We start from the raw sequence: 25,553 nt of genomic DNA, 5'->3' as shown, positions 1-25,553 counted from the left end.
ATTAGCTGCGTACCGCCAACTTTTTATAATCAATGCCACGGGCTTGGCACCATTCTTTTGGTGCCCCACCAATGATGACAGGATTATGGATCAAGTCTGCGGTCTTTTTTTTATTAGTCATTAGATACAAACGCTGAAGCTGGGCTTTCCAGTCTTCAATCATCTCAATCGTAGCATCAATACCTTTGCTGATTAAATGATCGAGAATTGTCGCGGAGATACCGACTGCTTTTGCTCCTAAACAAAGAGCTTTGAAAATATCATAAGCATCGCGAATTCCGCCAGAAGCAAGAATGGTCAAAGGATCAAATTCTTGGGCTTCTAGTAAGGAGATCACTGTTGATTGTCCCCAGTCATCTAAATAGCTCAACTCGCGTTTTTTGCGACGAGCATTTTCAATTTGCGAGAAGCTCGTACCACCACGCCCTGAAACATCCACAGCTTTTACACCAAGTGTCTGGAGTTGCTGAATGGTTTCTCTATTCATCCCGAAGCCAACCTCCTTCACGATCACTGGAACATCTAATTGCTGAATTGTTTGCTGAATGTTTTGCGCCCACTCATGAAAATCACGATCGCCTTCAGGCATGACGAGTTCTTGTGGTACATTTACATGAATCTGCATGCCGTCAGCCTGAAGCAGGTCGACGATTTTTTTTGCATCCTCACTCGTTCTGCCCGCCCCCATATTACCTAAAATCAAACCGTCAGGATTTACTTCACGAACCACACTGTAAGAGTCTGCCACATTAGGATCTTTTAGTGCCGCACTGACAGAGCCGGTAGCCATCATTAAATTTGTCTCACGAGCGATAAGCGCTAAATCATGATTGATCTTTTTAGTTTTCTCGCTACCGCCGGTCATCGCATTGATATAGAAGGGTGCACTGAGCTGCAAACCAAGAATCTCGGTACTCAAATCAATTTCTTCTGGTCGTGTCGTGACTAGAGAGGAGTGAACCATGCGAACAGCATCAAAATCATTTTCTTTTGGTTTTTGATGGAAGGCTCGCGCCAAGGAAACATGTTCATCTTTACGATTCATGGTAGCCCTCCGTGAAATGATAGACGTGTAAAGGGAGTGGGGTGATACCGGCCTTTTCCCAAGAACTCATCAAAGGAAGAATACCTGCGCGTTTATCAACGATCACGATCCCGCAGTCGCCGCCACCTGCACCAGATGATTTTGCCGCACCGCCATATTTTTCTGCCAGATCATTCAAGCGTTTTAATTCTTCAGTTTCAATCGAAACATTGCTAAGGCTGGTCAGTTGATTTAATAGACTACGGTTTTTACGGATCATTTTTTGAATCAAAGTCACATCATTTTGTTTGAAGCCTTGAATCATTTGATCGACACATTTTTTACTTTCTTGAAGAAAGTTTTCATAGGAAGTTTTCTTCTCGTCCCGAGATTGATGAACTTGGTCGACTAAATCGGAAGTCGAAGCGGGACTACCAGTCCAACCAATCAATAAGCGTAAATCCTCTGGTACTTCTAGCGGTTCGATTTTTAGACTAGGCCATTCACTTTCAATTAATGTAGTTAGTTTTTCAGATTCTAATTTGTTTAATACCCAATCATGATCAAACGTAGAGAAGGCCAGCCAGCCGCCATAACAGCTTGCCGCAATGTCGCCACAGGAGCCGTTTCCTTGAACATTTAAATGGGCTAAAGTTGCCAATTTGAATAATTCCAGCTGTGAAAGCTGCAAATCATAAAAAGCATTCAAGGCTTTAACTGTTGCGACCGTCACCGCACCGCTAGAACCTAAACCATATTTACGACCGTTAGAGTTATCTAATTCACTGGTTACTTTCAAATCAAAGAAGGCTAGTTTTTTACCTTTTTCTTGTGCGAACTTTTCAGTAAAATGGATCGCCGCTAAAATATAATGGAACGGATTGTCGCGGATATCTAAAACCAATTCATTTTTGCGTCGCGTCCAACGAATTGGCATGTCGCTATATTGCGCAGATTGAATGCTGCCGCTTTTTTTAGCAGGGCCGATCGAAACAGAAATGAATTGATCGATTGCTACGATAATTGCTGGATGTCCCGGTTCTACCACTGCGTATTCACCGGCGATGTATAATTTTCCTGGTGCCGATACTTCGATCATTTCACTTCCTCCTCCGTCAAAATTTCAATTGCAGGACCCGCATGGGCGACAACGAGCTGTTGATTACCCAATTGCTCCTTTAATGCGCGTAGTAACGTTTCTTCGTTTTTACGTTCTACTAAGATCTTTACATTTGGACCAGCATCCATCGTGAAGTAGCAAGGCAATCCGCGACTTCTAATTTGACGGACGAGGTTCATCACCTTCATACTTTCCGCTGACCAATAAGTAAACGGCGGAGTCGCCGCTAAAGTGGTACCGTGCATTTTCAATGCACTGGCTTCGGTTACTTCGCCTAAAGCAGTGAAATCTTTTTCAACGATTGCTTGCTTCGCCTTAGCTAAATCTGTTGGTACTGTTTGCAGCCAGCCATCATAAAAAGCAGAAGTTTCCACCGTGCGCTGCATGCCATCGCGACTTGAAACATCTTTTTGAGCATCATTGACGACGACAAATATCATACTTAAGTCATCTTCAAAGCCATAGCTAGGAATGTTGACGGCATAAGAGCTTTCATCAGAATCGCCTTTTTGCCATTCCGCAAAACCGCCGTACACGCTGCGGCAAGCAGAACCCGATCCGCGCCGTGCGAGACGAGACAACTCTTCAGAAGAGAGCGTTAAATCTAGTGCGGCACTTGCGGCACCTGCTAAAGCGGCCAATCCACTAGCAGAAGAAGCTAAGCCTGCTGCAGTCGGTACGAAGTTTTTACTTTTAACGATCGCTTGCAGTGAACAATCAGCCTTATCACGGATGACATTAAGAAAGCGACTCACTTTTAAGGTCGCTTTCGAATCTTGTAGTTGATTGTCTAAATAGAATTGATCTTCTGTGATCTCTTCTGAAAAGGTAACGTGTGTTTCTGTATAAAAAGCATCCAATGTCAGCGATAAACTGTTGTTCATTGGGATGATCAGTTCTTGGTTTTCCTTGCCCCAATATTTAATCAAGGCAATATTCGTATAAGCTCGAGCTTTACCACTAAACATGTGCGTACACACCTAACCCTTCGATCCATGTATTTCGCGCGCCGGCATCCAATAGAATTTGCTGCAGCTGACGTCCGCTAGTCTCATTTTCTGCCAGAGCGATCATGCAGCCGCCACGTCCACCACCCGTTAATTTTGCCCCGAGTGCATGATTTTCTAAAGCTGTTTCGATCAAGTGATCTAAGTGACGATTGCTAGTGCCGAGTAATCGTAATAACCCCTGTGCCTGATTCATACAGTCACCTAAAATCTGTGGTCGGTTTTGTAAAATGGCCTTTTGCGCTTGACTGGTTAATTTACCTAGCGTGCGCATTTGCTTATTGGTTTCATAAGGACGCAGCTCCATTAATTTGGCAATGTCTTTGACTGCTTTACGTGTCTGCCCCTTTACACCCGTATCGGCGACGACTAAAAAAGCATCCATATTTAGCTGGAAAGGCTGGAAGCCGATGCCTTTTTGATAAAGGATCGGTTCAGTACCACTGATGGTTGTCGCATCGATACCGCTAGGATTACCGTGAGCAACCGCTTCAGCTTGATTGACAAAATGTAATACCTTGTCCTGCGTAGCGGGTTCTTCCATCCAGTCAAAAACGGCACGTGTAATAGCAACTGCAACCGCAGCGCTAGAGCCCATTCCGCGCTCTGCCGGGATCGAGCTTTCGATTTTTAAATAAAATGGTTCTGGAATTTTAAAATGCTTCACTAAATACCATAGTAAGACGGTCACGTTGCGCATCGTATTTGGGGCTTCTGAAAGCGGCCCGTGGAAGAAGCTAGACTCGATCCATGATTCTATTTTATTTGCGCGAATCGTTGCTTGGATACCTGTTCCCGAAAATGGAAAGGCGATCGCTGGTTCCCCGTAAACAACCGAATGTTCCCCCATTAAGATGATTTTCCCGCTGGCATAACCCGTGCCAATCGATTTCATTCAAAAAACCCCTATTTCGTTTTAGAGTCATTCTTTCTCATAAGAATAATTAAACTATTCTTGTTAATATTTATTTTAATAGAACTATACTTGTAGTAAAAACAATTTGTTTTCATTTTATCTTTTACTAGAATTGCCAATAGAAACCTTACATAATAATAATTATCTGCTTTGGTCTCTTCCCATTTTACTCAGAGAAGACGGACAAGTAAACGAAACGACTGAAAAGTTTTTGAAAATCAGCGATTTTTTAAACAATCTTTAGAAGAAAAAAATGATTTATTGGATAGGTATTTTGATTGACGATACAAGATATTGGGGGTATATTAGAAAAGTTGAGAAATTATTACTATATTTTGTATGAAGTGAGTTGGAGGTTTATGAGCGTGATCGTATTAGCAGGAACCATTGGAGCAGGGAAATCAAGTTTGACCGCAATGCTGTCGGAGCATTTAGGCAGTCAGGCTTTTTATGAATCAATTGATGATAATGAGGTATTGCCGCTGTTTTATGCAGATCCAGAGCAATATGCTTTTTTATTGCAGATTTATTTTTTAAATAAACGTTTTGACAGCATCAAAAAAGCGATGCAGGATGACAATAATGTCTTAGATCGTTCAATCTATGAAGATTCTTTACTGTTTCATCTAAATGCCGATCTTGGTCGGGCAACGGAGACAGAAGTGAAGGTCTATGATGAATTATTGGCAAACATGATGCAGGAATTGCCTTATGCAGCCCACAAAAAGCATCCGGATTTATTGGTGCACATCCGTGTATCCTTTGAGACGATGATGGAGCGGATTCAAAAACGCGGACGGGAATATGAACAATTGGAATTTGACCCAACCTTGTATGATTATTACAAAGAACTAAACAGCCGCTACGATCAATGGTATGAGGACTACAATGAAAGTCCTAAGATCCAAATCGACGGGGATCGATTGAACTTTGTTGATGATGCCGCTGCTCGTGATGAGGTTATCCGTTTGATTGATGAGAAGATTTTAGAAGTCCAAGGCGCAGTAGTCGAATAATGAAAAGATGCTTAATCTTAATTGATTAAGCATCTTTTTTTACTATCATCGCTTCAAAAGGTCGTAATGTCATTGTTTTTCCCCATGACGGATCTTGATAATTCGCCAATAAGATCGTGACTGGTGCGTTCACCCAGCGATTTGGAAGGGTAACAGTTTGCGGCTGATCGCTCAAATTGGTAATGATATAGGCTTCTTCTGATTTCAGCTTACGGGTATAGGCCCAGACCTTTGGATGTTTTGCTAATTCGATGTGATAGCTTCCGTCGATGAACATGGGAAATGATCTTCTCAGTGTGATCAATTTCTTATAATAGTTGAACGGCGAGAAGGGGTCTGCCTGTTGAAGGGCAACATTGATTTTATCCGTGTTAGGGTTAATCTTCATCCAGGGCAGGTTCGTTGAAAAACCGCCAAAGTGATTCCAGTGCATCGGCGTTCGTGAATGATCACGGGTCCAATGAGTGGTTAGACGTAGAGCTTCTTCAGGAGATAATCCTTTTTCCAGCCAAGTATGATAGGCTGCTAAGGAATCGGTCGCATTGACTTCTTCGATTGATTCAAAGGGGAAGTTGGTCATTCCTAATTCCTGTCCTTGATAGATGAAGGGCGTTCCTCTCAACAGCATGTAAGCAGTAGCTAGAGCAGTTGCTGATTCACGGGTTTCATTGCCAAAGGTGGAATTGCTGCGGGGATTATCGTGATTATCGATATACAAAGCATTCCATCCCATGGGCTGCATGTCTTTTTGCCAACGTGACAAGACCTTTTTAAAGCCCATTAAATCTCCAGATTCAAAGCCGGGTTCGCCGGTTCGTACCTGATGCTCTAGTTCGAAGATCATATCGATATATCCGCTCTCTTCATTGGTCCAAAAGGGAGCGGTCTTACTATTCACCCCGCTTGCTTCGCCAACAGTCATGATGTCGTAGCTGCGGAAGATATCCCGCAATTCGGCCATATACGTTTCGATTCCGGCAACATTCATGAAGGGCGCCCAAGGGTTATCCGTAATCTTGAAGTCCCAAGGTTCTTTTTGAATATGGCTGATAGCGTCTAAACGAAATCCATCAATCCCAAAGTCCAGCCACCAGTGAATCATTTGGTAAATTTCTTCCCGCATCGCTGGATTTTTCCAGTTTAGATCAGGCTGTTCTTTAGCGAAGACGTGAAAATAGGCCTGTTTCGTATTTGGATCATAGGTCCAGGTGGAACCGCCGAAGAAGCTTTGCCAAGCATTCGGCATTTTCTCCGGTGTCGCATCGGCCCATAAGTAGTAGTCACGGTAGGGATTGTCTGGGCTTTTTCTTGATTCAATGAACCAAGGATGCTGATCGCTAGTGTGATTGACTACTAGGTCCATGATGAGGCGAATCCCTAATTTATGTGCGGTAATAAGCAGTTCCTTTAGGTCTTCGAGAGTGCCGAACTCAGGATTAATGGCCTGATAGTCCGAAATATCATAGCCATTGTCGACATTGGGGCTTTGATAAATAGGATTGAGCCAAATAAAATCGATCCCCAGCTCCTTTAGATAGGGAAGCTTTTCCTGAATGCCTTTCAGATCGCCGATGCCGTCATCGTTGCTATCCATGAAGCTGCGGGGGTAAATTTGGTATCCTACAGCGTTTTTCCACCATTTGCTCATGTTTCTTCTCCTAGCTCTACCACAAAGGCATCCCACGGCTCTAAGCTAATGGTCGGTTCGCGAGGGATATCAGTAGCTAAATTTGAAATAATCACCTTTCCTAACGCTCCTTTCGGATAAGTGAACGAATGAGGAGCATTTGAAAAGTTCGTGACAATCAGCCAGCGCTTGTCTTCGTAAATGCGAAGATAGCTGAAGACGTCATCGGCTGTCTCGGTTAATAATTTGTAATCGCCCCATACCATGATCGGCTGCTCTTTTCGCAGATGGATCAATTTTTGGTAGGTATAGAAAACGGAGTGAGGATCACGTAAAGCCTGCATCACATTGATCTTGGAATAATTCGGTGCGACTGCGAGCCATGGGGTGCCTGCTGTAAAGCCAGCGTTAGGGGAAGCGTCCCATTGCATCGGTGTTCGTCCGTTATCTCGTCCTTTTTGATTAATTGCTGCTAAAAGTGTTTCTTTGGATTTCCCGGCAGCGAGCTGTTCGGCATACATATTCCGACTTTCGATATCCTCGACCTCTATGATGTCCGTGACGATATGATTGGTCATGCCGATTTCTTCTCCTTGGTAAATGTAAGGCGTGCCTTTCATACAATGGAGCAAAATGGCTAACAACTTCGCTGACTTTTCATGGTAATCCGTATCATTTCCCCAACGTGACACAATACGAGGAAGGTCATGGTTATTCCAAAAAAGTGAATTCCAACCTTGATCGCCTAATTCAGTCTGCCATTTTGTAAAGACGTCCTTCAGTTCCTTGATCTGAAAGGGGCGGCTGACCCATTTGGATTGGCCAGCGACCTCATCTAAACCAATGTGTTCGAATTGGAAAACCATCGACAACTCCTCACGTGCAGGATCGGAATAAAGCTTGGCGATCTCAGGGGTTGCGCCCCAGGTTTCCCCGACAGTCAGTAAATCTTTTCCGCCAAAGGTCGCCTGATTCATTTCCTGCAAATAGTCATGCAGATTGGGACCATTGCTGGTGATTTTTTCATCAGGAACTTTTCCGATCAGGTCAATCACGTCCATGCGAAAGCCGCCGATCCCTTTATCGATCCAAAAATTCATCATATCGTAGACAGCTTGGCGAACAGCAGGATTCGCCCAATTCAGATCTGGTTGTTTTTGGCTGAAAAGATGAAAATAGTATTGCTGCGATATCTCGTCGTATTGCCAAGCCGGTCCGCTGAAGATACTCTTTAAGTCATTTGGATAATTGCTGTTGACTGGATCGCGCCAGATATAGAAATCACGATAAGGATTGTCTTTTGCTTTTCGGGCTTCAATAAACCAGTTGTGTTCATCGCTGGTATGATTGACGACTAGATCTAAAACAATTCGAATCTCGCGTTCTTTGGCTGCTTGGATCAGCTGCTCCATTTCCGCCATCGTCCCAAATTCCTGCATGATTGCTTGGTAGTCTGAAATATCGTAGCCGTTATCGTCGTTGGGGCTCTGATAAACGGGACTTAGCCAAATCGCTCCGATCCCCAGCTTCTGTAAATAATCGAGCCGCGAAATGATCCCAGCCAAATCTCCAATGCCATCTCCGTTCGTGTCTTGAAAGCTGCGTGGATAAATTTGATAAACGACGACTTCTTGCCACCAATGACGCATATAGTTCCCTCCTAATAAAAAAACTTTTTCTAGTTCTTCAAAATTACAAAGCCATTCGGCTCAATGACAATGCCGTCTTCTTTAACATTCGCTAAATGAAGCAGCAGAGTTTCACCTGAGGAATTCTCGAAAATAGCTTGATTCCCTGTATTAAAGATTCCCATGATGCTTTCATCAGGAATATCCCGTGAAAAAATTAATGCTCCCGTGTTTGTATCGACCTTCTGCCATTCAAGTGATCCTTCACAGAGTGTGAATTGATTTTCCTGGCGAAACGCAATCAATTGTTTTACAAACGCAAAAAGCTGTAAATCTTGTTTTTCCGGTTCCCAAATCATACATTTTCGACATCCGGGGTCTGCGCCGCCATCCAAACCGACTTCATCGCCGTAATAAAGACAAGGGATTCCCTGCTGCAAATAAAGAAAGGCTAAAACCTGTCTCATCAAGTCCTTGTTGCCGCCAGCTAAGGTCAGTATACGTGGAGTATCATGGCTATCGATCGTATTCAGCATCATTTGGTTGGTTTGCTTACGATAAAGTGTCAGTTGTTCATTTAGATTGCTGACTAATTTATCTAACGGAATCTTTCTTTCCAAGAAATAGTTCGTGATCGATTCGGTAAAGGCATAATTCATTACTGCGGTAAATTCATCTCCCTGTAGCCAAGGCTGAGAGCTGTGCCAGACTTCTCCCAGTAGGTAAAAATCGTCTTTTAGTTCGTGGCAGGCTGCGGCAAATTTTTTCCATAGTTGATGATCGACTTCATTGGCGACATCCAAGCGCCACGCGTCAATATCGAACTCTTGAATCCAATATTTTGCGATGGTCAAAATGTAGTCCTGAACTTCTTTGTTAGCGGTGTTCAGCTTTGGCATGTGGGGCGTAAAGGCGAACGTATCATAATTCATATTTTCAGCGAATTCAAAATCGTCAGTTTTTGTGTAGTGAACCGGAAAAGAATGAATATGGAACCAATCCTTGAAACGAGAGTTTTCGCCTTTTTCGAGGACATCGCGCCATTGGGGAGAGGTGTCGCCCATATGGTTGAACACCGCGTCCAACATGATTCGAATCCCCCGACGATGGCATTCCTCAACGAGTTTGCGGAAGAGTTCTTTATCGCCGAAGGCAGGATCAATCTCTAAGTAATCCGTGGTGTCGTATTTGTGATTGGTGGGTGCCGTAAAGATCGGGCAAAAATAAATCCCGTTGATTCCCAACTCACTTAAATAATCTAAATGATCAATGACACCCTGCAAATCACCGCCGTAAAAATCCTTTCGCCCCGGATATTCTTTACTGTCCCAAGAAAGCACATCCTCTGGATCGTTGGAAGGGTCTCCGTTGGCAAAGCGTTCGGGAAAGATTTGATACCAAACGGTTTCCTTTACCCATTGCGGCGCTTTGAAGCGATCGACTTCATGAAAAAAGGGCATTCGGAAATAATTATTTGCCATCAGTAGGTAGGTTTCCTCAACTGGAAAAACACCGTGTTCAGTGAAGAAAACCGTTGTTTCGTCATAGCCTGTGACGATAAAACCGTAGCTTAACCGACGATGAGGGGCGGTAATATCAACCTCCCAATAATCATACAGATCCGTGGACAGGGTTTTTCGCATGACTGTCGGCTGGTGGTACCAACGTTTTTTGTCTAATTCATAGGGATCCCCATGGACTAATGAAACGCTTTTGCAGTCTGCACGCGCTGTACGCAGCCGCACGTGCATCAGTTCATTGGTGTATAGATAGGCATATTCGCTTTCGGTACGATGATAGATTGCTGCTGTGTTCATAAAAACCTCCGTAGTTATTCGATTGCTTTTTCAGTGTCGTTATCGAAAAAGCGAGCTTTGTTTAAATTAAAGGCTAATTCAATTTGTTCACCCGGATTGTGGAAATCTCGTGCATCTACTTTAGAAATAAATTCTGTATCACCAATCGTTGAATACAGCATGGATTCATATCCAAGCAGTTCACTGACAACCACCGTGGCTGAAACCACCGAATTTTCATAGGCTTCTAAAGCAACCTCTTCAGCGGTGATATCTTCTGGACGTATTCCGAAAGTCAAAGTTTTTCCTTCATAGCCCTGTGCCGTCAAGATTTTCGCCTGTCCTTCTGGTAAAGGCAAGTCTAGGCCTTTATGATTTGAGATGCGACCGTTTTTGAAAGTGACCTCAAAGAAGTTCATGGCTGGGCTACCCATGAAGCCAGCGACAAATTTATTTGCGGGTCTATTGTACAATTCTTGCGGTGAGCCGACCTGCTGAATCACTCCTTGATTCATAATTACGATACGATCTGCCAGCGTCATGGCTTCAGTTTGATCGTGGGTCACGTAAATTGTGGTAGAGCCAAGGTTTTGATGAATTTTAGCAATTTCTGCCCGCATTTGAACCCGTAGCTTCGCATCCAAATTTGATAAAGGTTCGTCCATCAAAAAGACCTTCGCATCACGAACGATTGCTCGTCCCATCGCGACCCGTTGCCGTTGTCCACCTGACATATCGGCTGGTTTTCGATCCAATAGTTCTGTTAGACCTAAAATTTCCGCGGCATTCTCTACCCGTTTTTTGATCTCTTCTTTCGGATATTTGCGTAATTTCAATCCAAAGGCCATGTTTTCGAAAACCGTCATATGAGGATATAAGGCATAGTTTTGAAAAACCATGGCGATATCGCGATCCTTTGGTGGCGTATCGTTCATTCGAATGCCATCAATTTCAAAGTCACCTTCAGTAATACCTTCTAGGCCGGCGATCATTCTTAACGTAGTGGATTTTCCACAGCCGGAAGGACCGACGAAGACAATGAATTCACGATTTTCAATTTTGAGATTAAAATCTTTCACGGAATAGCTATTGTTGTTGGGATACTTTTTGTTTATGTGCTTCAGATTCAGTTCGACCATATTGATACTCCCTTTTACTCATAGATTATTGTGGTGTAATTATCACATATTGCGCAATCGGTTGCAATAAATATATTTATATCTTTAATAATTGAATTGTTTCTTTTGGTAAGTATTTTGTTATAGGAAGCCTTTATTATTGGTTTTTCGCTCTTTTCATATAGAGAAAATGAGAAATGATTTATCATTTTGTATAGTTTAATTTAAAAAAATAAAATAATTTAAGCGCTTCCTCTTGCAATTTAGCGCAATCGGTTGCATAATGTGTTTTGTAGCAAAAATTCAATTTATGCAGGAGGAAGCAGAATGAAGAGCAATTTGAAAAAGTATTTATTATCAGGGGTGATGTTAGGAGCAGCAGCCTTAACATTGGCGGCATGCGGGTCAGGCTCTGACGATAAGAAAGCATCCGGCTCATCTGATAAAACAGATGTCACGTTATGGATTACCACGGATTCAAAAAAATTCTACACAAAAGTTTTAGAGGCTTTCGAGAAGGAAAATCCAGATATCAATGTGAAGGTCGTTGAAACAGAAGATGCGAAAGCACAGGAAAATGTGAAAAAGGATCCTTCCTCCGCCGCAGATGTTTTTGCGCTCCCTCATGATCAATTAGGACAATTAGTTGATTCAGGAGTCATTCAGGAGATTCCCGAAAAATATGCAGATGAGATCAAGTCAGATCAATCAGAAACGGCATTGGTTGGCGCGACTTACAAAGATAAAGTGTATGCGTTCCCATACGGTATTGAATCGCAAGTTCTGTATTATAACAAAAAAATGTTAAGTGAAGACCAAGTCAGCTCTTATGAGAACATCACTAAAAACGCGACATTTGGTGCGAATTTGAAGGCTGTCGATGCTTATAAAATCGGACCATTATTTATGTCAGTCGGTGACAAGCTGTTCGGTGATACTGGAGAAGATGTGAAAGGCACGGATTGGAACAATCCTGCTGGGGTTTCAGTCTTACAATGGATTGCTGATCAGAAAGATAATTCTGGCTTTGTAAATGTCGGGGACGATTATATTTCACAATTTGAGAATGAGAAGATTGCAGCCTTCGAATCTGGTCCTTGGGATAAAGAAAAAGCCATCGAAGCAGTTGGAGAAGATAATTTAGGGATTGCAGTTTATCCAAAAATGACTATCGGCGGCAATGAGGTTCAACAAAAAGCCTTTTTGGGTGTGAAGCTGTATGCAGTAAACCAAGCACCAGCTGATGGCGATTCGAAGAAAATCGCTGCAGATTATAAGCTTGCTTCTTATTTATCTAGCGAAGCCGTGCAAGAAGCACAATTTAAAGATGAAACAAGAAACATTATTCCGTCGAACACAACGATTCAAGAAGCCGATTATGTGACGAATGATGAATTAGCGAATGCGGTCGTTACCATGAGTGGTTCGGATTACTCCGTCGTTATGCCGAAGATTCCTGAAATGACGAATTTCTGGACAGCCTCAGCTGCTGTTTTAAGCGATACTTATAATGGAAAAATCAAGCCAGATCAATACCAAGCGAAGCTGGATCAGTTAGTGAAGGATATCTCTGGTGATAAGTAAGATTTAGTAGATGTCGGGGCAAAAGAAATCATTTTTTTGCTCCGAAATCTTTTTGTATCGTTGACCAACTTATTTTAAAAAAAGGGAGGTTTTGTCGATGGAAATAGCCGGGACTTACGGCGAAGAATTTTCGATGAAACAAGTGTTCAAAGAAGGTGATCTCAAAACAAAGCTGTCGTTTGTGATTATGGGATTCAGTAATCTACTAAATAAGCAGTTCTTCAAAGGATTTTTATTTTTATTCGCTGAAATTATCTTTATTATCGCCTGTATGTATCAGATTGTTCCTGGAATTATTGGCTTGATAACTTTAGGAACGAAAACGCAAGGAATGCAGTGGCAGACGATTGATGGAATAAAGATGAAGGTTTCTGTTGAAGGCGACAATTCCATGTTATTGATGATTTATGGATTAGCAGCTATTATTTTTTGTGGAATATTTTTCTATATCTATTGGTGCAGCTTAAAGAGTAATCGTAAATTATTCGTCTTGAACAAGGAACATAAGAAGATTCCGAGCTTTAGGGAGGATCTGAAGACACTGACTAATGGGCGTTTCCATATGACGCTGATGGTCATACCATTGATCGGTGTACTGTTGTTTACGATTTTACCTTTGGTTTATATGATCGCTTTGGCTTTTACCAATTACGATCATAATCACTTGCCGCCTGGACATTTATTTGACTGGGTCGGATTCGCGAATTTTAGAAATATTTTGACAGGACGTATGGCCGAGACGTTTATGCCGTTACTGTCTTGGACACTAATCTGGGCCGTGGCAGCGACAGCAACCAATTTCTTCTTTGGGATTTTGTTAGCATTATTGATCAACACCAAAGGCTTACGTGGAAAAAAGATCTTTCGGACAATTTTCGTCATTACGATGGCGGTACCGCAATTTGTTTCTTTGCTGATTATGCGTAATTTATTGGCCGATTGGGGACCAGTGAATGCGCTGCTAGAGAGGTGGGGCTTGATTTCAAATGCGCTGCCATTTCTAAGTGATGGTACTTGGGCCAAATTTTCAATTATTTTTGTCAATATGTGGGTCGGGATTCCGGTAACGATGTTGATTGCGACTGGAATCATTATGAATCTGCCAACTGAGCAGATTGAAGCAGCTGAGATTGACGGCGCCAACAAATTCCAAATTTTTCGTTCGATTACGTTTCCGCAAATACTGTTGATTATGACACCAAATTTGATCCAGCAATTTATTGGCAACATCAATAATTTTAATGTGATCTATCTATTAACAGAGGGCAAACCGAACAATTCTGCTTTGTATCAAGCAGGCGATACCGATTTGCTGGTTACTTGGCTCTACAAGCTGACGGTCATCGCTAGCGACTATAATTTGGCTAGTGTTATCGGGATCATTATCTTTGTGTTGAGTGCGGTATTTAGCTTGTTGGCCTATACGCGCTCGAAATCTTATGAAGGAGGTCTGCAATAATGAAAAAGCAAAAACGCCGTACCTTAACGTTTGTTTATGTCTTGCTGATCATTCTTTCAGTGATTTGGCTATTTCCAATTTTATGGGTTGTCCTAACCAGCTTTCGTGGGGAAGGAGCCATGTCGGTCAATTACATTATTCCAAAAACCTTCACGTTAGAAAATTACAAAATGTTGTTCACCAATAGTTCGTATCCCTTTGCCCGCTGGTTTATGAATACACTGATTGTCGCCATCGCTACGTGTCTTATTTCAACCTTTATTACGGTAGCCATCGCGTATTCTGTTTCTCGAATCAAGTTTAAGTTTCGCAACCGTTTCTTGAAATTAGCGTTAGTTTTGAATATGTTTCCGGCCTTCATGAGCATGATCGCTGTGTATTATATTCTCAAAGCGATGGAGCTTGATGGGACGCTGGTTGCATTAGTCATTGTCTATTCCGCTGGAGCCGCGTTAGGTTTTTATATTGCCAAAGGCTTTTTCGATACGATTCCGTATTCATTAGATGAATCGGCGATGATTGATGGCGCTACGAAAAAAGATATTTTCCTTAAGATCACATTGCCGCTGTCTAAGCCGATCATAGTGTATACGGCCTTAATGACGTTTATGATTCCGTGGATGGATTTTATTTTTGCTCAAGTGATTCTGGGACAGCAAAAACAGAAATATACCGTAGCGATCGGATTATTCACGATGCTGCAGCCAGATAAAATTAATCACTGGTTTATGCCTTTTACAGCGGGGTGTGTAATTATTGCGATCCCGATTACGTTGTTGTTTATGGTGATGCAAAAGTATTATGTTGAAGGGATTACTGCTGGTGGCGTTAAAGGCTAATAAGGGATTGAAAACAGAAACGAGTGGACTTCGTTTCTGTTTTTTTGTTGAGGAACGAGATTGAACTATCGAAGCCAAGTTTTTGGTATACTGGACTAGAGCGATTTAGACTAGGAGGGTTCCGATGGACAGCAGAAAGACATTCAATCAGGATATGTGCTCGTGGATCAATGTAGATAGCACGCAAGCCCACGAAGTAAAGAAATTGCGAGAGGATTTCGCCATCAGTGATGAGATGCTGACCTATGCGCTGGATGATAATGAACGTGCGCGGGTAGAATATGATCCGATGGAAAAAGCTTTGCTGCTGATTTTCAACGTGCCGAACTTGCTGAAGAAGGACAATCATTATGAAACGAGTCCAATGGCGTTTGTTTTGAAGGATCATTATTTCTTTTCTTTTGTAAACGAGCGGACGGCTTATGTGGAGAATGTTATCGAGAATTTATTGACAAATGAGCCGAATCAAAGTACCGCGAGTTTGTTGTTTCATACGCTCTTTTTAATTTCTGATTATTATTTTCCGTTAGTTGAGGAAGTCGATAGCCAACGGATTCAGTTGAATAAGAAATTGCGGGAAAAAACAACGAATAAAAATCTTTTGGCACTGTCTGATTTGGAGATTGGGTTAGTCTACTTAGTGACGGCCACGAAGCAAAATGCGGTACTTTTAGAACAGGTCAAGGCTCAGGCTGTTTTTTCAAGCTTTTCAGATAAGGAAAAAGAAGAGCTGGACGATGCCTTAATCGAAGCGAAGCAGGCAGTCGAGATGACCAAACTATCGAGTGAGATCTTGGATCAGTTATCCGGCACCTACAATAATTTATTGAACAATAATCTGAATGACACGATGAAAATCTTGACGATCTGGTCATTGCTATTAACGATCCCGACGATCGTGACTGGTTTTTTTGGGATGAATATGCCGCTGCCTTTTACGCATTCCGAAATTGGGTGGGTGATTACAGTAGTGATCAGCTTGGGCTTATCCGCGTGGTTGATTTTGATTTTATGGCGCAGAATACGCTAAAAGCGAAGCAGGCTCAAATGAGTTGCTTCGCTTTTTTCTATTATAGATTATAGAATGAAGGTTTCGATGACTTCAGCCACAGCGCTTTGTTCATGATCTGCAACGGTTGTATGCTGCGCCGCGTCTTTTACAGCGGGAACGGCATTCGCGACCGCAATCCCTAATTCGGCTTCGTGAATCATAGCTAGATCGTTAATATTGTCTCCAATGGCGATGGTTTCATTCATTGGGATACTTAAATGATCTGCTAATGTTCGCAATGCTGCGCCTTTATTGACGCCCTTTGGATTGAATTCGATATAACGGTTAGAGGAATAACTAATCTCCAATACATCGTGCAGCTCTTTAGGCATTTCCTGCTCTAATTGTTCTAAATAGCTGCGGTCCAAATTTTGAAACAAAGCTTTGTAACATACTTGGTCTTTTAAAAAGTGAATATCATCATCGAATCTTTTTTCATGAGGAATCGTCGTTAAGTAGGCATCTTCCTCAGGATTACTATGATAGACATAGGTTTGATCAAACGTGTAAAGATGGATCGCCACCTCATAGTTGGAGCCAAATTCAAACAAGCGTGACAGAATGTCGTAGGACATAGGGAAATCCTTGATAATGGTAGGTCCTTGGTTTTCCACCACAACACCGCCATTAAAACCGATCATATAGTGATTGGCTTTGTTTGCAGCATCCAATTCTTCCAAGGTTTGTTTAATCGAGTAAAAACCGCGTCCTGTGGCCGGTGCGAATACCAAGCCTTGCGCTTCTGCCATTTTTATTGTTTCCTGCGTTCTTTTTGAAACGTGTCGACCTTTGTCTAACAAGGTTTCATCCAAGTCACAAGCAATCAATCGATACATAGAGGAGCCTCCTTCAATTTATATAGTCCTCATTATAGCAAAAACCGAGTGTTCCCACTCGGTTTTCTGTTTGTCACTTTTAATTGGAATGAAATTTTCGATTGTAAAAACTCAAGCTGGTGGTCATCATCCATGCGGCGAGTAGGCCTAGCAAACTGCCGATCACAATGCCGAGAAAACGGAACTGGATCAAGGTGTAGAGATATTGCTGCTTCACCAGCATGGAGAGCATCAATGACATCGGGGTGGTAAAGAATTGCGCGATCGCGTAGTTACGTTTCACGAAATATTCCACCGTTACAAACAGGGCCGTAATCATTAACAATGTTTCAAAAACCGATAAAGGCAGATTCAGCAGGAATGCGGCAATGGCCAACCCAATGATCGTACCGAAAATGCGTTGGATATTGCGATGCGCCATTGCCCGCAGGTTATCTCCTTGTAAGATGGAGGCGCAGGAAACGACTAGCCAGTAAGGGTTCTTCAATTGCAGCCCCATGCTCAGATAGACGGCAAAAAATAAGATACCGCTATATAAAAGGCTATCAATGACCACTGCTGGATCTTCATTAATCCGTTCCTTTAGGGTCTTTTTTACTTGATTTACAGGGAAGGAATCCTTCTCGACGAAATGCATGATAAAAGCACCAAGCAAGGAAAAGAGTACGCCGATAAAGAAGTAGCTGCTCATTACTGGGATTTTAGCTAAGGGAACATTGGTGCTGACGCCCATTGCCGTGACCATGACAATAAAAAATGGGCCTGGTTTAGCAATGCCGTATAGCCGGAAGAAAAAACGTCCTAAAAACCCAACCATAGCCACCACGATTGGTGCGGTCCAGACAGCGTGCGTCGAGAGCATGCCAAGAAAATTGGCGGCAGTCAAAAAAGTACCTACTATTGTTAAACGTAACATCAATTGTTTTAACGGAAGTCTTTGATAATAGAGAAAGGTGAAAATACCTAAAGAGCCGTAGCTAGAGATGGCTAGCTGGTGGGATAAATAGCCGGTGAATAAAACACTGATCATACAAAGGCCGGCACCGATCAGACGAACAGGTGATTCCTTTGGTTTGTTGTAATGAATCAATTCTTTAAAAAAGGATTGTTCCATCCTATCACTTCCTTTTGTAGTAATATCTTTGCGGATTCGAACTATGTATTATTCTGTTGCTGTCATGCAAGGTGTAAAACGGCGTCCATCTATAGGTTAGCATACAAACTAAAGAAAACTCAATAGAAAGTTTCTGAAAATGAATAGAAATAGGTCTAAAGCGGTTGACAATTCGAAACGCAGCTTGTATACTAGTAGAGTTGAGAAATGAAAGCAGAAGCACCCGCTTCTCGCCTTACGCGAACATCTCGCTGGGCTAGATAGTTAATGACGAGTCAGATGATGAGTCAAACTACGTGCGGGTTCGTAAAGAACTCGTTTTTTTATTCGCTTTTTTTCTCTCAAAAAATTTGGAGGTGAATGACCATAGCAAAGGATATGATGGTTAACGACGGCATTCGTGCACGTGAAGTACGTTTGATCGGACAAGACGGCGAACAATTAGGTGTGAAATCGAAAGTAGAAGCCCTAAAAATTGCTGAACAAGCAAACCTTGATGTAGTCCTAGTAGCACCTGGTGCAAAACCACCGGTTGCCCGTATCATGGATTATGGGAAGTATCGCTTCGAACAACAGAAAAAAGAACGTGAAGCGCGTAAGAAACAAAAAGTGATTAACGTTAAAGAAGTTCGTTTGAGCCCAACTATCGACGTGAACGATTTTAATACAAAACTTCGTAATGCACGTAAATTCTTGGAAAAAGGCGACAAAGTGAAAGCTTCGATCCGTTTCAAGGGCCGTGCCATTACCCACAAAGATATTGGTCAAAAAGTTCTTGATCGCTTAGCTGAAGAAACTGCCGATATTGCGACAGTGGAACAAAAAGCGAAGATGGACGGACGTAGCATGTTCTTAGTGCTTGCACCGAAAGAGAAGAAAGACTAGCAATAAGTTTGAGAATGCTTCTTTGACTCTAGTTGAAGAGTATGCGAAATGAAAAGTAGGAGGAATTTTAGTCATGCCAAAACAAAAAACACATCGCGGTTTAGCAAAACGTGTAAAACGCACAGGTAACGGTGGTTTAAAACGTTTCCGCGCATTTACAAGTCACCGTTTCCACGGAAAAACGAAAAAACAACGTCGTCAATTACGTAAAGCGTCTATGGTATCAAAAGGCGATTACAAACGTATCCGCCAACAATTGGCACGCATGAAATAATTGCGCACCCGCTTTACAACTTTAAAAATTCAATGATTTATATTTATTAGGAGGAATTAAACATGGCACGTGTTAAAGGTGGAACAGTAACTCGTAAACGTCGTAAAAAGACACTAAAACTAGCTAAAGGTTACTACGGTTCTAAACACACTCTATTTAAAACAGCTAAAGAACAAGTAATGAATTCATACAACTACGCATATCGCGATCGTCGCCAAAAGAAACGCGACTTCCGTAAATTATGGATTGCACGTATCAACGCTGCAGCTCGTATGAATGGCTTGAGCTACTCAAAATTAATGCACGGTCTTAAAGTTGCCGGTATCGAAATCAACCGCAAAATGTTAGCTGACTTAGCAGTTAACGATGCAGCTGCTTTCACAGCACTAGCTGACCAAGCTAAAGATTCATTAGCTAAATAATGAAAAGTGAGGGTCTGACAAAAGTCTTGTCAGATCCTCTTTTATTTGTTTAAAACTGATGGTCAAGTTCAAGTAAAATATCCAGAGATAGTTTGTATGAGATGATTGTTTTTGATTGTTAGTACACTGGTGAACTATAAAATGTTTTATATTAAGCCAATATAGTTAGGTCGTCGCACTCCAATACAGGAGTGCGACTATTTTTTTGCACAATAATTTCAGGCCCATCTGAAATTATCGACCTTAAAAAGGTTCTTTTCTCCGTATACTTAAGGTATCAACTAAATGATATGGAGGAAACAATATGAAATGGTATAAACTTTCGACAGAAGCGACTCTCCAAAAGAGTCAGTCACAAACAGCAGGCTTAACGAAACAAGAACGAGAATCAAGACGAATGATAAATGGACCAAATAAAATTGAAGAAAAAAAACAGTTGAAGACTTGGCAGAAGGTCGCGAAACATTTTACTGATTTATTAATGGTCGTGCTAATCATCGCTGCTTTGTTAAAATTCTTGACTGGCGAATTTATCGAAGGCGCCATTATTTTCCTAGTAGTCATCGTAAACGGACTGGTCGGATATTGGCAAGAGCGGAAAGCAGAGGAATCTTTGGATGGCTTGAAACAAATGATGGGCCAAGAAGCAACTGTACTGAGTACGGGCCAACCAATTCAATTACTTGCTGAAGAATTGGTTAAAGGTGACATTGTCTTGTTAAAAGCTGGTGATGTTGTCCCGGCTGATTTACGATTAATTGAAGTTCATGATTTGACGGTAGAGGAAGCGATCTTAACGGGGGAATCAGAAGCCGTTGAAAAAGTAATTACGGTAATTGATAAGGACTCATCAGCGGGAGATCAATTGAATATGGCGTTTTCGGGAACTTTAGTACAAACGGGAACGGCGAAAGGAGTAGTGGTTGAAACAGGAAATGATACCGAAATTGGTAAAATTAATCATGCTTTGCAGTCGATTCAAGCCCAGACAACACCGTTAGTTAAAAAAATGCATCAGTTAAACAAACAAATTTTTAGAGGGATTTTGGCGTTGATTATCTTCCTATTATTCTTTACGAGTTTTAGATACGGGATGGATTGGAACTTGATGTTTGCTGCGAGTATCGCGTTAATTGTGGCAATGATTCCAGAAGGGCTACCGGCTGTTTTAACGATGATTCTTTCAATGGGTGTCAAAGAGATGGCAAGGGAAAATGCGATCATCAAGGGAATGCCAGCAGTTGAGACCTTAGGATCGATGACCGTTATCTGTTCAGACAAAACAGGAACGTTGACGAAAAATGAGATGACGGTAACGGAAGTCGTAACGGAAGAAATGGAAATCGTTAAAGAAATCATGAATAATTGCCAAGATCTAAAGACACAAGATGAACAAACGGTTGAAGCAATTCAAGGTAATCCAACTGAACTAGCCTTATTGAAATATGTTGCTGAAGAAAATCAAAAGTTAAAACCAATTAAAGGGAAAATTCCTTTTAGTTCTGCGTATAAATATATGGCAACACTGCATCCTAATAAGCAAGACCAAATTATTTTTGTTAAAGGAGCACCCGAAGTTCTGTTAGAAAAAGCTCAATTAACGGGAGCTGAAAAAGCTGAATGGGAAAAGCAAGGTCTTGCATTAGCTAGCAGGGGACAGCGAGTATTAGGTTTTGCTTATAAAATTGTCGAATCATCAGCAGAATTGACTCATGATGAGCTAACAGGACTGACTTTCGTTGGCTTAGCAGGTATTATTGATCCACCAAAAGAGAGTGCGATTCGAGCAGTTGAAAAAGCGCAGCAAGCGGGTATTTCTGTTAAGATGATCACTGGCGACCATAAGGCAACTGCACAAGCAATCAGCGAACAAATTGGTTTGAAGCACACGTCAAAAATTTTAGAGGGTGCTGATATTGACCAAATGACCGATAATGACTTGGCTGAAGTGGTGGGACAAGTAGATGTCTTTGCCCGCACGACACCAGAGCACAAGCTGAGAATTGTGACGGCACTTCAGAAAAAAGAAGAAGTCGTGGGAATGACTGGTGACGGAGTGAATGATGCCCCCGCCTTAAAACAGGCTGATATTGGGATCGCGATGGGGATCAAAGGCAGTGAAGTCAGTAAACAGGCCGCTGACATGGTTTTAGCGGACGATAACTTTTATACGATTGTCAAGGCAGTCAAGGAAGGCCGTCGAATTTTTGATAACCTACAAAAGACGATCAATTTCTTTTTACCCACAGCATTAGCTCAAGGTCTGATCGTAATTGTGGCCTTGCTGATGAATCAACCGCTGCCGCTGACACCGATCCAAATCTTGTGGGTCAACATGGTAACGACAATCACGCTATCTTACGCATTAGGTTTTGAGAAGGCGAGCCGGGATACGATGACTCGTCCACCGAGAGATACAAAGACAGGGATTTTATCGGGCTACAGTTTTTTTAGAATCCTGTATGTTTCCTTGCTGATTATGATTCCGGCTTACTTCTTGTCAATGCGCTTTGAAGGAGTAGCATTGCAACAGACAATTCTTTTACAAAGTATTGTTTTAGGTCAAGCTGTTTACATGATCAATTGCCGTGAGCAGTTTGATCCAGCGATTAATCGCCGTTTCTTTGAAAATAAATTTCTGTTCATCTCACTAGGTATTCTCTTTGTCCTTCAACTAGGAGTTGTCTTTTTACCACTAGGACAGCAATTGATTGGAACGACAGCACTTAGTCTGACACAGCAATTGGTAATCTTAGGGAACGCGTTGCTGCTGTTCTTCGTTGTTGAAATCGAGAAAAGGATCAGTAAAGGGATTTTTCGCAGAAAGGAAAAAACGATCAGTCAATACCAAAATGACTAATCGTTTCGATTAAAGATAAGAATTAGAAGTGAGTTCAGTCAGTTGACTGAGCTCATTTTTAGTTGGGATAGTGGATAAGTAGATCACGGGTGTCGTTGCAGAATCCAATGGGATATTAGAAAGAATCAAATCTCCTGGTTGAATAGCTACTTCTTGCAGTTGAGAAACCTCAAGGGAGACTAAGTTGACTCGCTTGCCTAAAAGGTCTGCTAATTCCTGTTGCAGAAAAGCTTTCCAGGCAGGTTCACTTTGAAAAACAAAGAAGACCGTTTTTGAATGAGGTCGAATCGTAAAAATGGCTTGTTGACTGAGCAGCGAAAAGAGATTAATGAAATAGGTCGTATCTCCGATCGCAGAAAATTGAGGCAGACTGTTAAAGAGTTCTGTACTTTTTTCCGTCAAAACGGCATATTCTTCATTTCTTTGTAGAAGTAATTCTTGATATTCGAGTTGGAATTGCTTTGAAAGTGCCGGCGATTCGGCATATTTTAACGCGAGTAACAATAAATTGGCTGGGAGTGTCGTTTGAGGTAATGCTGGTAAATGTAGCTCATTAGCGATTGCTTGAACTGTTTGTTGTGTTTTCTTCTGCAACAGTGGATACTCTTTAGCTAGCACCTCTGAAACTTTTTTTCCTAAGCGATTATTGTAATTCCAGCTTTCTAAAAAACAGAAAAAGGCAAAAAAGATTTCTTCATTTTGTAGATAAATGCCTTCTTTTTTATATAAGTCTTTTAAAGCGGTTTGATAAAGCAGAAAAAGTGGGTCTTTTTCTGAAAATGTAAAATGATTGATCCGACAACCAGCTTTAATTCGGATACTATTGATAAAAAACCAACAGATACCGAAGATTTGCTCTGTTTTTACTGCTGAATCGCCAGAAATATCCTTCATTAAAAAGGTTAAATAGTGTTCCTCGTGAATGGTATAGTCTTCAAAAAAGTAATTGTTGTGGGTAAAGGGTAACAGTAACCGGTGATAAAAAATCCGGATAGCACTTTCTTCACCAATAAGTTGTGCTTGGCGTGCCGATAAACGGATGGTTATATTGTAAGGAGCTAACTGCTCATTCATTTTCTTTCGATAGCGCTTAAGTGTTTCGTAGGAGATCCCCGTTTCAGCAAGGAAAGCAGGGATATTTAATTCTTTGGAAAAGAATAATTGTTTGATGAATTGTATGCTCACTGAGTGGGGAAGAAAGGTTTCCCAAAGATCATTAGTGAATGAGTTTGCATAATTAAGTAACTGAATCCCGTTATTATCAGTTTCTAACTCCCAGTGTTCAGGGAGATATTCGCGGATAATCTGAAGATCGGAAAAGATGGTACGCTCAGTTGTTCTGATTTTCCCTGCGAGTTCCTTTGCTGTTAGCTGATAGTGATTCAGCAACTGTTCTAAAATCTGGATTTGACGATAAATATCTTTTTCAGTAATAATTTTCTTCAGCATTGAGTACATCTAAGCGCCCCCCTTTTAAAAATAAGCATACGAAGAAACAATCGGAGGGTCAAGTGTCACATGTCCAATTATTTATAGCAGAGAAAAATATAAAGTACTAAGAATTCTTTTTCTTGGGAAAATAGTCTATACTTTAATAGGTAAGCAAAAGTGTTATTAGAGAGGATGAATCGGATGTTACAACGAAAAATCGGTAATAGTTATTGGAAAACTTCAGCGATTGCTTTAGGAATCATGCGAATGGCAGCGCTAACGCCTACTAAAGCAGCAGAAGTTTTAGAGACAGCTTTGGAAAATGAGATCAATTTTATTGATTCAGCAGATATGTATGGCGATGGAAAATCCGAACTAGTTTTTGGTGCAGCCATGAAAGAAGCAAAAATTTCGCGCGATAAATTTTTCATTCAATCAAAAGGCGGCATCGTGACTGGCGATGAGAAGCGTTATGATTTCTCAAAACAACATTTATTGGACTCGGTAGATGGAATCTTAGAGCGGATGGAAATTGATTATTTGGATAGCTATCTGCTTCATCGACCAGATCCTTTGATGGAGCCCGAAGAAATTGCCGAAGCGTTTGATATTTTACAAGCTAGCGGCAAGGTACGTCATTTTGGAGTATCAAATTTCAATCCAGAACAATTTCAATTACTCCAAGCACACGTGGATCAAAAATTATTGATCAATCAATTGCAGTTTTCAATTATGCATACAGGCATGATCGATTATGGGATGCATACGAATATGACTGATACTCGTTCGTTCGATCATGATGGTGGGGTGCTAGAATTTTCGCGTCGTCAAGGCGTGACGATCCAAGCTTGGTCACCATTCCAATATGGTTTCTTTGAAGGAGTTTTTATCGATAACGAGAAGTTCCCAGAATTGAACGAACTATTAGAAAAACTAGCGAAAAAATATGCTACGAATAAGAATGCCATCGCAACAGCCTGGATCTTGCGCCATCCAGCTAACATGCAAGTGATCTTAGGAACGATGAATCCAACCCGCATCAAAGAAAGTGCAGCTGGCGGAGACATTACATTAACCAAACAAGAATGGTATGATGTGTACTTTGCGGCTGGAAATGATTTACCATAATAAAGCGAGTAGAGTTGTGTCGGAGTGATCCGGCACAACTCAAAGATGATTGTTAGATATGGTTAAAAAGATTGTTAAATAATTGATTAGAAACAAAAAAACTTACCCAAAACTAGATTCAGCTAGTTTTGGGTAAGTTTTTTTACGGTTTAAATCAAAAAAGAGAGCAGTTTTCCCAAAATATCTCCATTATATGAAAATACAGTTTTTATTTATTTGTAAATGATGAGAAAAAGTTATTTAAAAAAATAAAAGCTAACGGGAGTGGTGAAAAGTTTATTTGTGATAAAAATAGATAAAAGATTTAACTATATTATACTGTTAAATCAATGTTTTTTAATTTTTTACCATATAAAAAGAAAGCGATACCGAAATATTGTGAATTTATAAATATGCTAAATTACTCAGATTATTTAAA

21 protein-coding genes and 1 other annotated feature are annotated in these 25,553 nt (G+C 41.3%); of the genes, 10 read left to right on the top strand and 11 right to left on the bottom strand.

What is annotated here, in order from left to right; genetic code table 11:
• Nucleotide 1: 1 nt before the first annotated feature.
• The 4 genes from fni to mvk are packed head-to-tail and all read right to left on the bottom strand — an operon-like array spanning nucleotide 2 to nucleotide 4,046.
• Entirely contained in the window at nucleotides 2–1,045 is a 1,044-nt protein-coding gene (fni, locus tag EP1_RS00170; RefSeq protein ID WP_067621642.1) for a type 2 isopentenyl-diphosphate Delta-isomerase, read from the bottom strand.
• A complete protein-coding gene (locus tag EP1_RS00165; protein WP_067621641.1) occupies nucleotides 1,035–2,123 on the bottom strand; it encodes a phosphomevalonate kinase in 1,089 nt (362 codons plus the stop codon). The genes fni and EP1_RS00165 overlap by 11 nt, the downstream gene beginning before the upstream one ends.
• Complete coding sequence (mvaD, locus tag EP1_RS00160) at nucleotides 2,120–3,112, bottom strand: diphosphomevalonate decarboxylase (RefSeq protein ID WP_067621639.1); 993 nt, start codon at nucleotides 3,110–3,112, stop codon at nucleotides 2,120–2,122. Before mvaD ends, EP1_RS00165 begins: the two co-directional genes overlap by 4 nt.
• On the bottom strand, nucleotides 3,105–4,046 hold the full coding sequence (mvk, locus tag EP1_RS00155; RefSeq protein WP_067621637.1) for a mevalonate kinase: 942 nt from the start codon (nucleotides 4,044–4,046) through the stop codon (nucleotides 3,105–3,107). The genes mvaD and mvk overlap by 8 nt, the downstream gene beginning before the upstream one ends.
• A 380-nt stretch (nucleotides 4,047–4,426) precedes the next feature.
• Between mvk and EP1_RS00150 the strand changes: the two genes are divergently transcribed.
• The gene (locus tag EP1_RS00150; RefSeq protein WP_067621634.1) at nucleotides 4,427–5,083 is read left to right on the top strand and encodes a deoxynucleoside kinase; all 657 of its coding nucleotides are present in this window, start codon (nucleotides 4,427–4,429) and stop codon (nucleotides 5,081–5,083) included.
• Nucleotides 5,084–5,108: 25 nt separating this feature from the next.
• On the opposite strand, the gene EP1_RS00145 is transcribed toward EP1_RS00150, so the two are convergent.
• From EP1_RS00145 to EP1_RS00130, 4 genes are read right to left on the bottom strand one after another with little or no spacing between them, the layout of a single operon-like run.
• Nucleotides 5,109–6,731: a glycoside hydrolase family 13 protein gene (locus EP1_RS00145; RefSeq protein ID WP_067621632.1), complete on the bottom strand. Its 1,623-nt coding sequence runs from the start codon at nucleotides 6,729–6,731 to the stop codon at nucleotides 5,109–5,111.
• Nucleotides 6,728–8,359: a glycoside hydrolase family 13 protein gene (locus EP1_RS00140; protein WP_067621631.1), complete on the bottom strand. Its 1,632-nt coding sequence runs from the start codon at nucleotides 8,357–8,359 to the stop codon at nucleotides 6,728–6,730. The genes EP1_RS00145 and EP1_RS00140 overlap by 4 nt, the downstream gene beginning before the upstream one ends.
• Nucleotides 8,360–8,388: 29 nt before the next feature.
• Nucleotides 8,389–10,155, bottom strand: coding sequence for a glycoside hydrolase family 13 protein (locus tag EP1_RS00135; protein ID WP_067621630.1), 1,767 nt, complete (start codon nucleotides 10,153–10,155; stop codon nucleotides 8,389–8,391).
• Between the two features lie 14 nt (nucleotides 10,156–10,169).
• Nucleotides 10,170–11,273, bottom strand: a complete 1,104-nt coding sequence (locus tag EP1_RS00130) for an ABC transporter ATP-binding protein (protein ID WP_067621628.1) — start codon at nucleotides 11,271–11,273, stop codon at nucleotides 10,170–10,172.
• Nucleotides 11,274–11,579: 306 nt separating this feature from the next.
• Here EP1_RS00130 and EP1_RS00125 point away from each other — a divergent pair, with 306 nt between their 5' ends.
• The 4 genes from EP1_RS00125 to EP1_RS00110 all read left to right on the top strand — a co-directional run bounded on the left by EP1_RS00125 (nucleotide 11,580) and on the right by EP1_RS00110 (nucleotide 16,164).
• Nucleotides 11,580–12,836: an extracellular solute-binding protein gene (locus EP1_RS00125; RefSeq protein ID WP_067621626.1), complete on the top strand. Its 1,257-nt coding sequence runs from the start codon at nucleotides 11,580–11,582 to the stop codon at nucleotides 12,834–12,836.
• Nucleotides 12,837–12,933: 97 nt separating this feature from the next.
• Nucleotides 12,934–14,295, top strand: coding sequence for a carbohydrate ABC transporter permease (locus EP1_RS00120; RefSeq protein WP_067621623.1), 1,362 nt, complete (start codon nucleotides 12,934–12,936; stop codon nucleotides 14,293–14,295).
• Entirely contained in the window at nucleotides 14,295–15,134 is an 840-nt protein-coding gene (locus EP1_RS00115; RefSeq protein WP_016179578.1) for a sugar ABC transporter permease, read from the top strand. Before EP1_RS00120 ends, EP1_RS00115 begins: the two co-directional genes overlap by 1 nt.
• A 124-nt stretch (nucleotides 15,135–15,258) precedes the next feature.
• Nucleotides 15,259–16,164 (top strand): magnesium transporter CorA family protein, encoded by a 906-nt coding sequence (locus EP1_RS00110; protein WP_067621622.1) that lies wholly within the window; start codon nucleotides 15,259–15,261, stop codon nucleotides 16,162–16,164.
• Between the two features lie 47 nt (nucleotides 16,165–16,211).
• Here EP1_RS00110 and EP1_RS00105 read toward each other — a convergent pair whose 3' ends face one another.
• Both EP1_RS00105 and EP1_RS00100 read right to left on the bottom strand, forming a co-directional pair.
• A complete protein-coding gene (locus EP1_RS00105) occupies nucleotides 16,212–17,021 on the bottom strand; it encodes a Cof-type HAD-IIB family hydrolase (RefSeq protein ID WP_067621621.1) in 810 nt (269 codons plus the stop codon).
• A 79-nt stretch (nucleotides 17,022–17,100) separates the two neighbouring features.
• Entirely contained in the window at nucleotides 17,101–18,135 is a 1,035-nt protein-coding gene (locus tag EP1_RS00100; RefSeq protein ID WP_067621620.1) for an FUSC family protein, read from the bottom strand.
• A gap of 205 nt (nucleotides 18,136–18,340) precedes the next feature.
• Nucleotides 18,341–18,468, top strand: a sequence feature (ribosomal protein L20 leader region).
• Nucleotides 18,469–18,495: 27 nt separating this feature from the next.
• Between EP1_RS00100 and infC the strand changes: the two genes are divergently transcribed.
• The 4 genes from infC (at nucleotide 18,496) to EP1_RS00080 (ending at nucleotide 22,576) form a co-directional block, all read left to right on the top strand.
• Nucleotides 18,496–19,020 carry a translation initiation factor IF-3 gene (infC, locus tag EP1_RS00095; RefSeq protein WP_010747120.1) on the top strand — a complete coding sequence of 175 codons (525 nt, stop codon included), beginning with the start codon at nucleotides 18,496–18,498 and terminating at the stop codon, nucleotides 19,018–19,020.
• Nucleotides 19,021–19,093: 73 nt separating this feature from the next.
• Nucleotides 19,094–19,294 (top strand): 50S ribosomal protein L35, encoded by a 201-nt coding sequence (rpmI, locus tag EP1_RS00090; protein ID WP_010742869.1) that lies wholly within the window; start codon nucleotides 19,094–19,096, stop codon nucleotides 19,292–19,294.
• 62 nt (nucleotides 19,295–19,356) lie between these two features.
• A complete protein-coding gene (gene rplT / locus EP1_RS00085; RefSeq protein WP_010747118.1) occupies nucleotides 19,357–19,716 on the top strand; it encodes a 50S ribosomal protein L20 in 360 nt (119 codons plus the stop codon).
• Between the two features lie 304 nt (nucleotides 19,717–20,020).
• Nucleotides 20,021–22,576, top strand: coding sequence for an HAD-IC family P-type ATPase (locus EP1_RS00080; RefSeq protein WP_067621618.1), 2,556 nt, complete (start codon nucleotides 20,021–20,023; stop codon nucleotides 22,574–22,576).
• A 9-nt stretch (nucleotides 22,577–22,585) separates the two neighbouring features.
• Here the strand turns inward: EP1_RS00080 and mafR are convergent, their stop codons facing one another.
• Nucleotides 22,586–24,034, bottom strand: coding sequence for a global transcriptional activator MafR (gene mafR / locus EP1_RS00075; protein ID WP_067621615.1), 1,449 nt, complete (start codon nucleotides 24,032–24,034; stop codon nucleotides 22,586–22,588).
• Between the two features lie 174 nt (nucleotides 24,035–24,208).
• Here mafR and EP1_RS00070 point away from each other — a divergent pair, with 174 nt between their 5' ends.
• Nucleotides 24,209–25,135: an aldo/keto reductase gene (locus EP1_RS00070; RefSeq protein ID WP_067621613.1), complete on the top strand. Its 927-nt coding sequence runs from the start codon at nucleotides 24,209–24,211 to the stop codon at nucleotides 25,133–25,135.
• Nucleotides 25,136–25,553: the final 418 nt, after the last annotated feature.

Source organism: Enterococcus pseudoavium NBRC 100491, from assembly GCF_001544295.1.
Taxonomy (GTDB): domain Bacteria; phylum Bacillota; class Bacilli; order Lactobacillales; family Enterococcaceae; genus Enterococcus_A; species Enterococcus_A pseudoavium.
Note: the sequence above shows the minus strand (reverse complement) of the source record. Positions and strands in the feature narration are given on the sequence as shown.